General features: G+C 40.6%; 11 protein-coding genes. 5 read left to right on the forward strand and 6 right to left on the reverse strand.

Annotation, left to right across the window (positions count from 1 at the left end):
• Positions 1-18: 18 nt before the first annotated feature.
• A complete protein-coding gene (locus tag MOO45_RS07155; RefSeq protein WP_249514226.1) occupies positions 19-1,407 on the reverse strand; it encodes an APC family permease in 1,389 nt (462 codons plus the stop codon).
• 493 nt (positions 1,408-1,900) lie between these two features.
• On the opposite strand from MOO45_RS07155, the gene MOO45_RS07160 reads away from it, so the two are divergent.
• Positions 1,901-3,085, forward strand: coding sequence for an aminotransferase class I/II-fold pyridoxal phosphate-dependent enzyme (locus MOO45_RS07160; RefSeq protein ID WP_249514227.1), 1,185 nt, complete (start codon positions 1,901-1,903; stop codon positions 3,083-3,085).
• 2 nt (positions 3,086-3,087) lie between these two features.
• A complete protein-coding gene (locus MOO45_RS07165; RefSeq protein WP_249514228.1) occupies positions 3,088-4,086 on the forward strand; it encodes a D-2-hydroxyacid dehydrogenase in 999 nt (332 codons plus the stop codon).
• A 58-nt stretch (positions 4,087-4,144) separates the two neighbouring features.
• Here the strand turns inward: MOO45_RS07165 and MOO45_RS07170 are convergent, their stop codons facing one another.
• Entirely contained in the window at positions 4,145-5,605 is a 1,461-nt protein-coding gene (locus MOO45_RS07170) for a phage tail tip lysozyme (RefSeq protein ID WP_249514229.1), read from the reverse strand.
• 197 nt (positions 5,606-5,802) lie between these two features.
• Between MOO45_RS07170 and MOO45_RS07175 the strand changes: the two genes are divergently transcribed.
• On the forward strand, positions 5,803-7,089 hold the full coding sequence (locus MOO45_RS07175; RefSeq protein WP_249514230.1) for an APC family permease: 1,287 nt from the start codon (positions 5,803-5,805) through the stop codon (positions 7,087-7,089).
• On the opposite strand, the gene MOO45_RS07180 is transcribed toward MOO45_RS07175, so the two are convergent.
• Genes MOO45_RS07180 through MOO45_RS07190 form a run of 3 tightly spaced genes read right to left on the reverse strand, consistent with a single transcriptional unit; the run spans position 7,086 to position 9,404 of the window.
• Entirely contained in the window at positions 7,086-7,883 is a 798-nt protein-coding gene (locus MOO45_RS07180; protein WP_249514231.1) for a metal ABC transporter permease, read from the reverse strand. The two genes, MOO45_RS07175 and MOO45_RS07180, sit on opposite strands and share 4 nt — an antisense overlap.
• The gene (locus MOO45_RS07185) at positions 7,883-8,515 is read right to left on the reverse strand and encodes an ATP-binding cassette domain-containing protein (protein ID WP_249514232.1); all 633 of its coding nucleotides are present in this window, start codon (positions 8,513-8,515) and stop codon (positions 7,883-7,885) included. The genes MOO45_RS07180 and MOO45_RS07185 overlap by 1 nt, the downstream gene beginning before the upstream one ends.
• Positions 8,508-9,404 (reverse strand): metal ABC transporter solute-binding protein, Zn/Mn family, encoded by an 897-nt coding sequence (locus tag MOO45_RS07190; protein WP_249514233.1) that lies wholly within the window; start codon positions 9,402-9,404, stop codon positions 8,508-8,510. Before MOO45_RS07190 ends, MOO45_RS07185 begins: the two co-directional genes overlap by 8 nt.
• A gap of 162 nt (positions 9,405-9,566) precedes the next feature.
• Here MOO45_RS07190 and MOO45_RS07195 point away from each other — a divergent pair, with 162 nt between their 5' ends.
• On the forward strand, positions 9,567-9,995 hold the full coding sequence (locus MOO45_RS07195; protein ID WP_249514234.1) for a Fur family transcriptional regulator: 429 nt from the start codon (positions 9,567-9,569) through the stop codon (positions 9,993-9,995).
• Here the strand turns inward: MOO45_RS07195 and MOO45_RS07200 are convergent.
• Positions 9,992-11,179, reverse strand: coding sequence for a MalY/PatB family protein (locus MOO45_RS07200; RefSeq protein WP_249514235.1), 1,188 nt, complete (start codon positions 11,177-11,179; stop codon positions 9,992-9,994). The two genes, MOO45_RS07195 and MOO45_RS07200, sit on opposite strands and share 4 nt — an antisense overlap.
• Positions 11,180-11,299: 120 nt before the next feature.
• Here MOO45_RS07200 and MOO45_RS07205 point away from each other — a divergent pair, with 120 nt between their 5' ends.
• Complete coding sequence (locus MOO45_RS07205) at positions 11,300-12,475, forward strand: MFS transporter (protein ID WP_249514236.1); 1,176 nt, start codon at positions 11,300-11,302, stop codon at positions 12,473-12,475.
• Positions 12,476-12,487: the final 12 nt, after the last annotated feature.

Raw genomic sequence — 12,487 nt, forward strand, 5'->3', positions numbered from 1 at the left:
TGACTAATTTTTTACATATTATTCAAGATTTTGACCGGCGTGACGAATGCCGTACACCAGATAAATAACCACCCCGATGGCAAACCAGATTAATGATGAAATCCATGTAATCATCTTCAAAGTTGTCATCAGATACAGACATAATAGCAACGAAATGATGGGTAAAATTGGATATAGCGGCACTTTGAAACCTTTATTTGGAATATCTTGGCGCTTACGCAAGGGAAGCACACCAATTGAAACAAACGCAAACGCAATTAACGTTCCAATATTAACTAATTCAGCCAAATGATTTAAATCAACCAAACCGCCCATCACAGCAATAATAATTGTGATCACCAACAAACTATGGTTGGGCAAATGCTTGTCATTCACACGACCTAAAAATTTGGGCAGCAAACCGTCACGACCGATCGCATATACCAATCGCGAACTACTATAAATCATTGTGACCATCATCGTGAACATGCCTGCCATGGCGCCAATGGAAATAATCCCGGCCACTCCGTTCAAATGGAAAAATTGCAGTGCGTACGATACGGGATCCGCCACATTTAATTTGGTATACGGCATCATGCCCGTCAAGACCGTGGACACTGCCATATACAAAATCGTGGCAACCACTAATGTGCCAATAATGCCGATCGGTAAGTTGCGCTGTGGATTTTTAACTTCAGGTGCTGACGACGAAACCGCATCAAAACCTAGATAAGCAAAGAATACCGTTGAAGCTCCGGCCTGAATTCCTTTCCAACCAAACGGCAAGAATGGTGACCAATTTTTGGGCTTGACATAAAAGCAGCCAACCACCACAAACAACACAATAATAGCAATTTTAATGATTACCATCCAATCATTAATTTTCATTGATGTACTCATGCCCCGCGACAACATCAAAGCAATCAACAGAACTACCACAATTGCAACCAAATTAACATACGTCCCGTGACTGGGATCATAAGCACCTGAGATCGCTTGCGGCAATTTGATGCCAAAGCCTCGCAAAAAAGAACTGAAGTATGCAGAAAAACCGACTGAAACGGTCGCCACCGCTAACATATATTCCAAAATGAGCGCCCAACCGATCACCCAACCAATAAACTGACCAAAAATAATATTGCCATAAGAGTATGCACTACCCGCGACTGGCAACGACGAAGCAAATTCGGCATAACACATTGCCGCCGTCGCACAAACAATTGCTGCCAACAAAAAACTCAAGATGACTGCCGGACCACTCACCGTCGCCGCCACCGTTCCTGGCATAATAAAAATTCCCGTGCCAATCACTGCACCAATGCCCAAAGCCATTAATTCTTTGGCCGACATGGTTTTTTGAAACTGTTGATCAGCTTGTAGGTATTGTTGAATATCTGCTTTTTGGGTCATTTTTTTCCAAATTGACATTGTCCACCATTCCTCTAATCAAAATTTAATGTTTAGAATAGATTAATTTTTAGCGTCTGTCAAATCAATTTTCGCTTCAAAATCACTTTTCCTAACAAAAAATTTGGATTTCTTCTATATACTCCATAAAATTCCAACCAGTCAAATTAAAATTAAATTAATTTCAACTTGACAGCAACGTCAAATTATACTAAATTTAAATTATTCAAACTAGATAGGAGTTCTGATGATGATGTCATTGACCTGTTCACAGTTGAATACTTGGTATTATAGCTTTTATTTCTTTAGGTAGTGTTTGCACCAACTTTAAGCGAGTGCAAACACGAAACTGTTTGTACCCGCAAGAAGTAAAGGTCTATTTAATTGCCCTTACACCTTGCAGGAAAATCAAAACTGCAAGGCTAACTTACCAAATCAAACCTTTGAGCCCAGCAGTGAAAATTTAACTGCTGGGTTTTTTATTTGATTTTAAAGTCAGAAAGGAAGTTTTATTATGACAGATATGACGCAATATTTAAACAAAAGGCTGGCGAAAGTGAAGACTTCACCAATTTTAACCTTTTCTACTTTTGCCAAAACAATTCCCCACATTGTTAATTTCACCGTGGGCGAACCGGATTTCAATACGCCCGAACATATCAAGCAAGCTGCCACGACAAGTATCGAGCATAATCGTTCCCATTACGCTCCTTCCAACGGGACGCCAGCTTTGAAGCAAGCCACGTGTCAGTTTTTGGCTAATAAATATCAGCAGCACTTTAATCCTAACGAAATTATTATTACTGAAGGCGCTTCTGAGGGGATTTATACTGCAATCTTATCCGTGCTCAACCCCGGTGACAAAGCAATTATTCCCACACCAACCTTCCCCCTGTATATCGACGATGTTAACTTGGCTGGTGGCCAACCAATTTTAGTGGATACCTCAAAAACAGGTTTTAAATTAACACCGCAATTATTGCAGACAGCTTTAGAACAAGCAGGATCGGATGTACGCTTATTAATTTTGAACTATCCGTCTAATCCAACCGGTGTCACTTACTCACAAGCTGAATTACACGCATTAGCCAGAGTAATCAAAGATCAACCAATTTTTGTATTATGCGACGAAATTTATAGTGAATTAAATTATGATCAACCACATGCTTCCTTGGTTAATGAATTGCCCGATCAAACTATTTTGATTACTGGGCTCTCCAAATCACATGCAATGACCGGCTGGCGAATTGGCATCATGGCTGCTCCCAAAGCTATTACCGACGAACTCAGTAAGATTCATCAATTTACTATCACAAGCACCCCAACCATGATCCAAGATGCTGCCCAAGAAGCTTTAGCTAATGGTCCTGACGATGCCTTACCGATGAAACAAGAATATCAACGCCGGCGTGATTATATCGTAGAACATTTAAATGATTTAGGTTTTAGTTGCGCCAGTCCTAAAGGAGCTTTTTACGTTTTTGCCAAAATTGCGCCAGATCTTCAACAAGATGATGTTGAATTTGCTTATGACTTAGCTAAAAACGGCTTAGTTGCTGCTGTTCCCGGATCTTATTTTGGTCCCGGTGGTCAGCACCACTTACGTTTTAGTTACGCCACAAGTTTTGACAATATTCAACAAGGTATGTCTAATCTCACAAAATATGTTGCACAACAACGTGCAAAAAAGGAGCAATAACAATGAAAATTTTAGCTTTAAGCGTGCGCGATGACGAACAGGCAGCTTTCACCGAATGGAAACAAGCGCACCCAGAAATACAAGTCGACACAACAGAAATCGAATTAACCATACAAACCGTTGATCAATTGCAAGGATATGACGGCATTGTTATCCAACAACGGCGGCAAATTGAGCCCGAAGTTTATCCCATTTTGGAACAAATGGGTATCAAACAAATTACGACTCGCACAGCTGGTTACGATGTGATTGATTTGAAATTAGCTGCCCAGCATCACTTACAAATTAGCAATGTTCCCGCATATTCACCTCGCTCGGTGGCTGAATTAACTTTGACCCATACTATGCGGTTAATTCGCAAACAAGAATTATTCGATCAACGTGTCCGTCAACAAGATTATCGTTGGGCTGGTTTACAAGGATTAGAAGTTCATACCTTGACGATTGGGATCATTGGTGCAGGACGGATTGGTGGCACCACGGCACAACTATTCCACGCATTGGGTGCTAAAGTGATCGCTTATGACACCAAACCTAATTCCCAATTGAATGATATTTTGACTTTCATGTCCAAACAAGAAGTTTTGCAACAAGCTGATGTCATCTGCTTGCATGTGGATTTGAATCCTACATCCGAAAATTTGATCGACGAACAAGCGTTAGACTTGATGAAACCAACTGCCTATTTAATCAATGAATGTCGCGGACCCGTTGTCGATACTGCCGCTTTAATTGCTGCCCTTCAACAACAAAAACTGGCGGGGGCAGCTTTGGATACTTTAACCGGTGAAGAAAATTTCTTCAATTTTGATTTGCGTAATAAAGAACTTCCTAGTGATCAACTAAAAATTTTACAGGCGATGGACAATGTGATTATTACGCCACATATCGGCTTTTACACCAATATGGCTGTAAAAAATATGGTTGATATCAGTTTAGATGATGTTGTGGACTTGTTAACTCATCATTCTTGCGAACATCTGGTCACAATTCCAGAATAATTATTTATTTCTACTATTTAAATAGTATAAAAAAGCCCGAACTCAAAGTTCGGGCTTTTTAATTGAGTTTTGCAATATAATGGACTGCTTCTGTTGAAGTTCGTAATGCCAACCAAGCATAACCTTCGACATGTAATTGTTTAAAATAATGAACCGTCTCTCCGGGATTATAGTGACCAATAATTTTTCCCTGCAAACTGGGCGTTAAGCGAATACTTGTCAAACTAGACACTACGTATGTTTGGTCAGCCGGTTCAGATTGATCATGTGCCACCATCAGATAACACAATTGCCCTGACGCACTTTGATATTCTAACCACCAGCACGAATTCTGATAAAACCGGCGTTGATAGGTAATGGTCGTTTCTGCCGGTAATTGACCAATCGTTTCAAAATGATGATCTGGCCGACTATATACAGGCATCGGGTACGTGATTTCATATTGATTATCCAACAAACGAGCCTTTTTATCAGCATTTTCAATCAAAAAATAACGCAACTGCTGTGACGCAGCCCGATAAGCCAGCCAAACGCCCCAATCATTAGTCACGCGTTGTTCATAAGTAATCACTTTACCAGAAGTTAACGTCCCCACTGTCACACTCTTCGGATCGGGCATCTCATAAACTAAAGTATCATTTTGCAATAGATATTGTTGTGTCGTATTAACTTTTTGTGGCGTTAACTCTTGATTATCCGCAGCACCATCTGGTACCGCAAGATAACAACTTTGCCCACAAGCATTATAATACATCAACCAAGTTTGTCCCTGGATTTTTTGCGTCGTCATATATGTCACTTTTTCACCAGCTGCATATTGACCAATAATCATCCCTGTCAACTTCGGCTGCAGTCTAATCGGCGTCGTATGCTGCAACGTATATTGACGCGCTGGTTGTGCCAAATTTTTGGTAGGATCTTGCAAAAAATGGTACCAAAACTGAGCCTGCGTACCGCGTTGTAACTGCACTTTCGCATTTAAATGCGCATAATTTTGTGCAAACACTTCCGCCAAAATTTGCGGCCGCGCCTGACTTTGCAAATATTGTAAGCCATTAATTTGAAAATGTTCCGTCTCTTGAAAGTGGATATCCTTGGTTAATTCTTCATTTAAATAAGTACATTGTCCCAACACATTTTGATAATTCAGACTAGATTCTTGACACCAAGTTGCTAACTCTTTGACAGGCCACGACAATAGACCGTAACCATGCCCTTGAAAATCCACGCGCAATTGACTTTCGACGGCCATATTCCCCAGCACACCCGCAATCGCATTCAAACTCCAACCTAGTTTGGTCAAATTAACATAAACTTGCTGGGCAACCTTGATTTGATCTACCTGATAATCGGCACTGTAAATCAAATTAGATGTACGATAAATACTTTGAGCGCTGGGAATATGTTGTTTGGGAGTTTTCGTGGGTTGTGAAACTAAAGTTTTAGAAGATAATTTAGGCATGATAGAAGTTTGAAAATGTCGTTTACGAATAGGATGAGCGCTTCTTTTTTTCTCCATAATCTGAAATTCCTTTATCGATTTTGTCAAAAAGTTGCCAATAAAATCACAATCTTGTACAAATATTATTTTAATACAATTGATGAAAAATTTCTCTATAATCTTAACATCATTTTGAGGATCTTTTTCACAAAAAGGTTCAATCAATTTACAGATTTTTGGTGGCTAGCTACAATATCATTAAGAGGAAATTATCAATGCATAAGAAAAAGTTAGGATTCATCAGCATTATTTTACTAGGTTTAAACGGTATTATTGGTTCGGGTATTTTTTTATTGCCGAATCAAATAGCTAAATTAGTGGGCAATGGCAGTTTTGGCATTATTATTTTCGATGCTGGCTTGGTCACCAGCATTGCCTTTTGTTTTGCACAAGCGGCGTCATATTTTAAGGAAGACGGTGGGGCATATTTGTACGCTCAAAGTGCTTTTGGCAATTTTGTCGGCTTTGAAGTCGGTTTTGTAACCTGGGCAATTTGTATCATCGCCCAAGCAACCATGAGTGCTGCCTTGAAAACAGAACTTGTGAATCTATTTCCAAACTTGGCACCTTATCAAAATTGGATCGTCTCAGCTCTGCTAATTTTCCTCGCATTCCTGAATATTGGTGGCGTGCAAATTTCTAAATGGTTGATTAACTTAACTTCGATCGCTAAATTAACGCCGCTTATACTTTTTATTGTGATTGGTCTGTTTTTCATTCATCCCAATCGCATTAACGCCTTACCATTCAGTCAAAAAGTAGTTCAAACCAACTTCAATCAAGCTGCTCTCACAATGTTTTATGCTTTTACTGGTTTTGAAAGTATGGTCTTAGCGGCTGGAGAAATGCGCCATGTTCAAAAAAACTTGCCCCGCGCCATTATTCTCGTCATCGGCAGCGTTGCAAGCCTTTATTTGTTAATTCAAATTGTAGCAGCCGGTACTTTGGGCAAAACCCTAGGCATCACCAAGGTACCCGTTCAAGCTAGTTTCACCCAAATTGCAGGGCGCACGGGTTATAATTTAGTGGGTTTAGGAACCCTTTTATCAATGGCCGGTCTGCTCGTCACTTCTAGTTTTGTCACGCCACGTGCTGCCGTAGCCTTAGCAGCACATCAGCATTTACCGCAAATTTTAAACTGGCGTAATCAATATCATGCACCGTTTATGGCCATTCTGGTCAGCACCGGTTTATCCTTAATCATCATGTGGTTCGGCAATTTCAGTGCCTTAGCTCAAATTAGCGCGGTGTCACGCTTCGCACAATATTTGCCGACCTGTTTAGCTGTGCTTGTTTTTCAAAAAACTAAAACGTTACATCCCCAGCAATTTCACCTCTGGGGTGGACCAGTAATTCCTCTCATTGCCATTGTAGTCAGCTGTTGGTTATTGAGTAAAGTTAGCACCGCCAAATTATTAGCCGGGTTAGGCGCTTTATTCATTGGCGTTCCAATTTACTTGCTGATGCATTTTTGGAAGCGGCACAACGCTCACGCCGACTAAAAGTGTCGTGCTAATTTTTGGTAGCCAATGGCTAATAAATACAAAATTGTTTCAATTGTGGTGATAAAAAATGTCACCGGCAAATTCGTGATATAGCCTAAAAATAAGCCCAACCAAGTCCCAATTAACGCAAACACGATACTAAAGCTGATTAAACTATGCACTGATTTGCCAAAAAATTGCGCAGTGGCGGCTGGTAAAGTCAACAAAGCAAACACTAACAACGACCCAACAATTTGTGACACGATACTAATCGTTAAAGCCATCATCACTAAAAAAATCAGATTAATGGCCCAATTATAGCGCATACTCGTTTGAGCACCGACTGCATCAAAAAAATCAAACTTCAAATGTCGGTACAGCAAAAATAAAATCATTAAAACAAGTGCTGCAATGCCGAGAATTTGCAACACATCGTGGCGACTGATCCCAACAATACTGCCAAATAAAATATTTGTCGCATATGAAGCGCTGGCTTTGGAAATGGACAAAAATAAGACGCCTAAGCCCATAAAAAAGGCTGAGATCAAGCTGATAACGGTACCTTTCAACGGTCGATTACGATTAAACAAACCCGCAATTAAGGAACTAATAAAGGTAAAAAATAACATTCCATTTAAGGGCGACCAACCAACCCACAAGCCAAAACTGGCACCTGAAAAACCAATTTCGGACATGGTATGCGTCAAAAACGACAGCCGTCGAGCCGTCACAAACACCCCGATAATCCCACACAAGATGGAAATGACCGTAGCTGTAATAAAAGCATTTTGCATAAATTCATAACTCAACATTAATTATTTCCTCCTGGCAAAATTAAACGCTGGCTGTTTCCATAACGTTGCAATAATTCAGGATCATGCGTAATAAAAATAACCGTGGTTCCTTGTTGGTTCAACTCTTGTACCACGTCCATCACCTCAAATTTGGCTTGTTCATCTAAGCTGGCTGTCGGTTCATCCAAAATCAGTAATTGTGGTTGATCGACAATGGCTTGTGCTAAATAACTATGCTGCTTTTCGCCACCCGACATTTGTCCTAAACGTAAATTTTGCTTGGCAGTCAAATGTGTCTTCGCTAAAGCCTGTTGAACTCGGTCTTTTTCTTGTCGATTCAACCATGGTCGTAAAGAATGACTTAATTTTAACGCCACAAAGGCCTTCGCTGATAAAGGATAATCGGCATCCAGATTGCGAAATTGCGGGACATAACCCATTTGCCGCAATGACACCACCGACTTGAGCGTTCCACTCGTTGGCGTTAATTGTTGTAAAATAATGCGTAATAACGTCGTTTTGCCCGAACCGTTGGGACCCAGAATACAAAAAAAATCCCCTTGCCGAATCGCAAACGAAAGTTTTTGAAAAATAATTTTTTGCTCAAATTTCATACTTAAATCAGTTGCTTGGATCAAAATTTTATTCATGTGTCGCCTCAATTTTCAAAATTGCTCGGTAATATTTGGTTAACCATTGCACATAGCTTTGATTCGCCGGCTGCGTTTCAGTAACTTTCAGCAAGGGAATTTGATGTTTTTGTGCCAAGTCACTCAAATTATCAATCACCGGACTGCTTTCTTGCTGATTAACAACGAAGAAAGCAATTTTGCGCTGTTTAATCAAGTTTTGCAAATGCGTAATATCTTGCGGTGTCGGATCAGAACCCTCCTCGATCGCTTTGGCAAACTGCGGATTAGCAATTTGATAGCCCATTTCTTTTAAAGAATAGTCAAAAACCGGCTCACTAATCGCGACCAATTTTTGCGAACGTTGCTGCTTAATCCGATAAATGAGCGTTTGCAACGGCTCTAATGTCTGCAAATAACGATTCCGATTCCGATTAAAATTCTTACGATATTGCGGATATTGCCGGCTCAAATCAGCCGTCAAAGCATTAGCTGTTTTGGCCAAAGTATGGCTATCGTACCACAAATGAGGGTTGGCACCCCTTTTTTTCTTGAGTAATCGACCCACATTGAGTTGCTTCGTGTGCTCATTATCAGCCAACAATTTAGTCATCCAGTCGTCATAACCCAAACCGTTATAAATGGCGAATTGGGCGCCGGCCACTTGCTTAGCATTTTTCACTGTCGGTTCAAAGTCATGGGGATCAGCGTTAGGATTATTCATCACGGCCTGTACACTGCCATGATCCCCCACAATTTGGCGGGCCATCCGCGCATAAGTCGGCGTGGAAGTGACAATTCGAATCTGAGATGGCTTATGTTGCATTCGCGTCTGGTTTTGACAACCTGTTATCATGAGCAAGACTGCACCGAAAAGTAGACTACACCACCAAGCTTTGTTGAACCTCATCTGCAATTCTCCCTTAGTTATTGGCAATCAGTTATTTGTTTAGCATCTAAATAGTAACAATTACTTTTTAAAGAATAACATATTTTCAACATAGCGTCTATCCTGCTCCCTTAGCTGGATATGCTACAATAACAAGTACCGTTTTGCAGTCAGGAGAAAACCATGGATCAACTACAATTAGCATTCCAAATTTTACAAACACATCACTTCAAACTCACCAAACAGCGCCGGAGTTTATTAGCATATTTGGTCCAATACAGCAATTATTACATTGCGTTGTCCCAATTGGATCAGCATTTGCGAGCTACTTATCCCACAATGAGCCACGAAACAATTTACCGCAATGTCAAAGAAATGCAACATTTAGATATTGTCGAAACCAAAATGTTTAATAACGGTTTACGTGTCAAATTTCAATGTGACTTTACCACCAAGGAACACAGTCACTTTATCTGTCAACTTTGCGGACGAGCAACCGAAATTCCGCTGCCTGATTTTCACAAAGCCTTAGACCAACTCAAAAATGCCCAGATCGACTCTTATCATGTCGAAGTTCTAGGCATTTGTGAACACTGTCAAACAAAAAATTAAGCTTGATCTAAATCTTGTAATACTTTAATTAAACGCTGGATTCCTTCTTCTAGAATAGTTCTCGGGGTGGCAAAATTTAATCGAATAAACAGACCATCTTGTGCCGTTAAATCAAATTCTTCATTGGTTTGCACCCCCACGCCACCTTGATCTAACGCCATTTGTAACTGTTCTTCAGAAACTTTCAAATAACTGACATCAATCCAAGCTAAATAGGTGGCTTGACTGCGCGTAACTTGCGCTTTCGTTTGCGATTCGATTTGGTCAGTCAAAAATTGCAAATTATCAGCTAAATAAATCAATAATTCATCTAACCAAGGTTGTCCTGCTTGATACGCGGCTTTAAGTGCTGGCAATGCTAAAGTCGTTGGCAAATCAGGGTTAGAAGCATAGCTGGCTGCTTGTTGCATTGCCGTTTGATAAGCTTCATTAGTGGTGTAGTAGTAGGCAAATTGGAACCCTGCCAAATTAAAGGTTTTGGACGGTGACTTAAAGGTAATCATATGATCTTGATATTCTGGACAGACCGTTGCCAAGGGCGAATAGTGATTGCCCGGCAGAATCAAGTCACTATGAATATCATCAGATAAAATAATCACTTGATATTTTTGACAAATTTGGACAAAATGTCGCAATTCTGCAGGCGTCCAAACACGCCCCGTCGGATTATGCGGATTACATAAAATCGCCATTTTAACATGATGAGTTTGAATTTTGGTTTCCAAATCGACCCAGTCAATTTGATAACCTTGCGCGGTTTTCATTAACGGATTGGTAATTAACTGCCGCTTACTTGCTTCAATCGCAAGCTTGAAATGGCCATAGAGTGGTGTTTGGGTAATAATCGCGTCACCCTCCTTGGTCAGACCACGAATCGCCATGGACAACCCATTAACCACACCCGCACTGTAACCTAGATTTTCGGGCACAATCTGCCAAGCATTGCGTTGCTGCAGCCACTGCGCAATTACGCTAGGAATCTCCGTCATCCCTGGCTCCACAGTATAACCATAGATACCTTGCGCAACTTGCTTTTGCACAGCTTCAATGATCGGCTTAGGCGACTGAAAATCCATATCCGCAATCCACATCGGAATGACTTCCGGATTTTGATAAACATCCTGCGCCCCGTCCCATTTGATACTATAAGTATTATGTCGTTGATGCACTTGGTCAAAATTCATTTTCATTACTCCTTTTTATCAATCATTGGATTAATTTTACTACTAGCTTATAGAACTAGCCAAACACTAGTTTCTATTATAAAATTGAACTAAATGAATTTGAATATTGAGGGTTATTCAATGTTAAATAAGAAAACTAGATTACTTTTGATCGGTATCATCGCGTTAGCAATTATCGCGCGTTTGTCCTCATCAACAGCACCAGCCATTGGCGTCATTGCGCAAGCTTTCCCGCATGCCAATAAAACGGCCGTTGAATCAATCGCCACGATCGGGGATTCAGCAGCGGTCATTTCAGCTTTAGTGGTTGGTAAATTACTAGATCACTGGACATTCAAAAAAATTGCCATGATTAGTGTCGGTATTCTGAGTTTAGGCGGTTTATTGCCGTTACTATTTCACCATTCGGTTAATCAATTATTAGTTTGGGGCTTCCTAGCGGGCCTAGGGACCGGTGGCATCACGACCATTTTACCTAGTTTACAAGCTTATACTTTTAGCGGTGAACGTTTGGCTACGATGCTGGGTAATGTCGTGGCACTCGAAAATGGAACGTCGATGCTGCTCGTTTTTGGCAGCGGCTTGTTGGCGGCTGGTAGTTGGTTACACACGTACTACTTATTTTTCTTAGCCTTAATTGCTTTGGTTGTTGTCAGCCTGGTAATTCCCAACAAGCGGCCTGACCAGAAATCAGACGAACAAACGACCCAGACTGTCCAACAGACCCAATTTGGACACATTATTTACTATCTCATTTTGGCAAGTGTCATGGTTGGCCTCGAAGCAGTTTTGTACAATAAAAATGCACTTTATGTACAACATTATCACTTAGGTTCGCCGGCTTTAACAGGGAAAATTATGATGCTTGATGGATTGGCCGCGATTATCATGGGCTTAATCATCCGCTGGTTGCGCAAATGGTTCAAACAATATCTGCTGGTGGTTAGTTTTAGTCTGGTGGCGCTTGGAGGTCTGCTTTTATTGAATTGGCACACCGTTATCAGTATCACTCTGGCAACCTTTTTCATCGGCAGCGCCAGTGCTACGACATTGATGACAGTACCGTACTTGTTATCAAATCTGGCGACCGCCAAACATTATCCGCTGGTGATGGGTTGTTTTTCAGCTATTACCAGTCTGGGTTTTTCAGGTTCGGCATTATTTTTCAACAGTCTTGTCCCACATTTTTCTAAAAATTTGCTGCAGGGAACGTATGGATTACAAATTGTGATTGCTATTATCATGGCACTCATCGTCTTCATTAGTGCCCTCTTAAAAAAGAAAACAACAAATTAATTTTACAATTGA

It is taken from the genome of Bombilactobacillus folatiphilus, assembly GCF_023380265.1.
Lineage (GTDB): Bacteria > Bacillota > Bacilli > Lactobacillales > Lactobacillaceae > Bombilactobacillus > Bombilactobacillus folatiphilus.

Bases quoted from the DNA above. Each gene is read 5' to 3' on its own strand.
- MOO45_RS07155 (WP_249514226.1), bottom strand. From the start codon at position 1,407: ATGTCAATTTGGAAAAAAATGACCCAAAAAGCAGATATTCAACAATAC.
- MOO45_RS07160 (WP_249514227.1), top strand. From the start codon at position 1,901: ATGACAGATATGACGCAATATTTAAACAAAAGGCTGGCGAAAGTGAAG.
- MOO45_RS07165 (WP_249514228.1), top strand. From the start codon at position 3,088: ATGAAAATTTTAGCTTTAAGCGTGCGCGATGACGAACAGGCAGCTTTC.
- MOO45_RS07170 (WP_249514229.1), bottom strand. From the start codon at position 5,605: ATGGAGAAAAAAAGAAGCGCTCATCCTATTCGTAAACGACATTTTCAA.
- MOO45_RS07175 (WP_249514230.1), top strand. From the start codon at position 5,803: ATGCATAAGAAAAAGTTAGGATTCATCAGCATTATTTTACTAGGTTTA.
- MOO45_RS07180 (WP_249514231.1), bottom strand. From the start codon at position 7,883: ATGTTGAGTTATGAATTTATGCAAAATGCTTTTATTACAGCTACGGTC.
- MOO45_RS07185 (WP_249514232.1), bottom strand. From the start codon at position 8,515: ATGAATAAAATTTTGATCCAAGCAACTGATTTAAGTATGAAATTTGAG.
- MOO45_RS07190 (WP_249514233.1), bottom strand. From the start codon at position 9,404: ATGAGGTTCAACAAAGCTTGGTGGTGTAGTCTACTTTTCGGTGCAGTC.
- MOO45_RS07195 (WP_249514234.1), top strand. From the start codon at position 9,567: ATGGATCAACTACAATTAGCATTCCAAATTTTACAAACACATCACTTC.
- MOO45_RS07200 (WP_249514235.1), bottom strand. From the start codon at position 11,179: ATGAATTTTGACCAAGTGCATCAACGACATAATACTTATAGTATCAAA.
- MOO45_RS07205 (WP_249514236.1), top strand. From the start codon at position 11,300: ATGTTAAATAAGAAAACTAGATTACTTTTGATCGGTATCATCGCGTTA.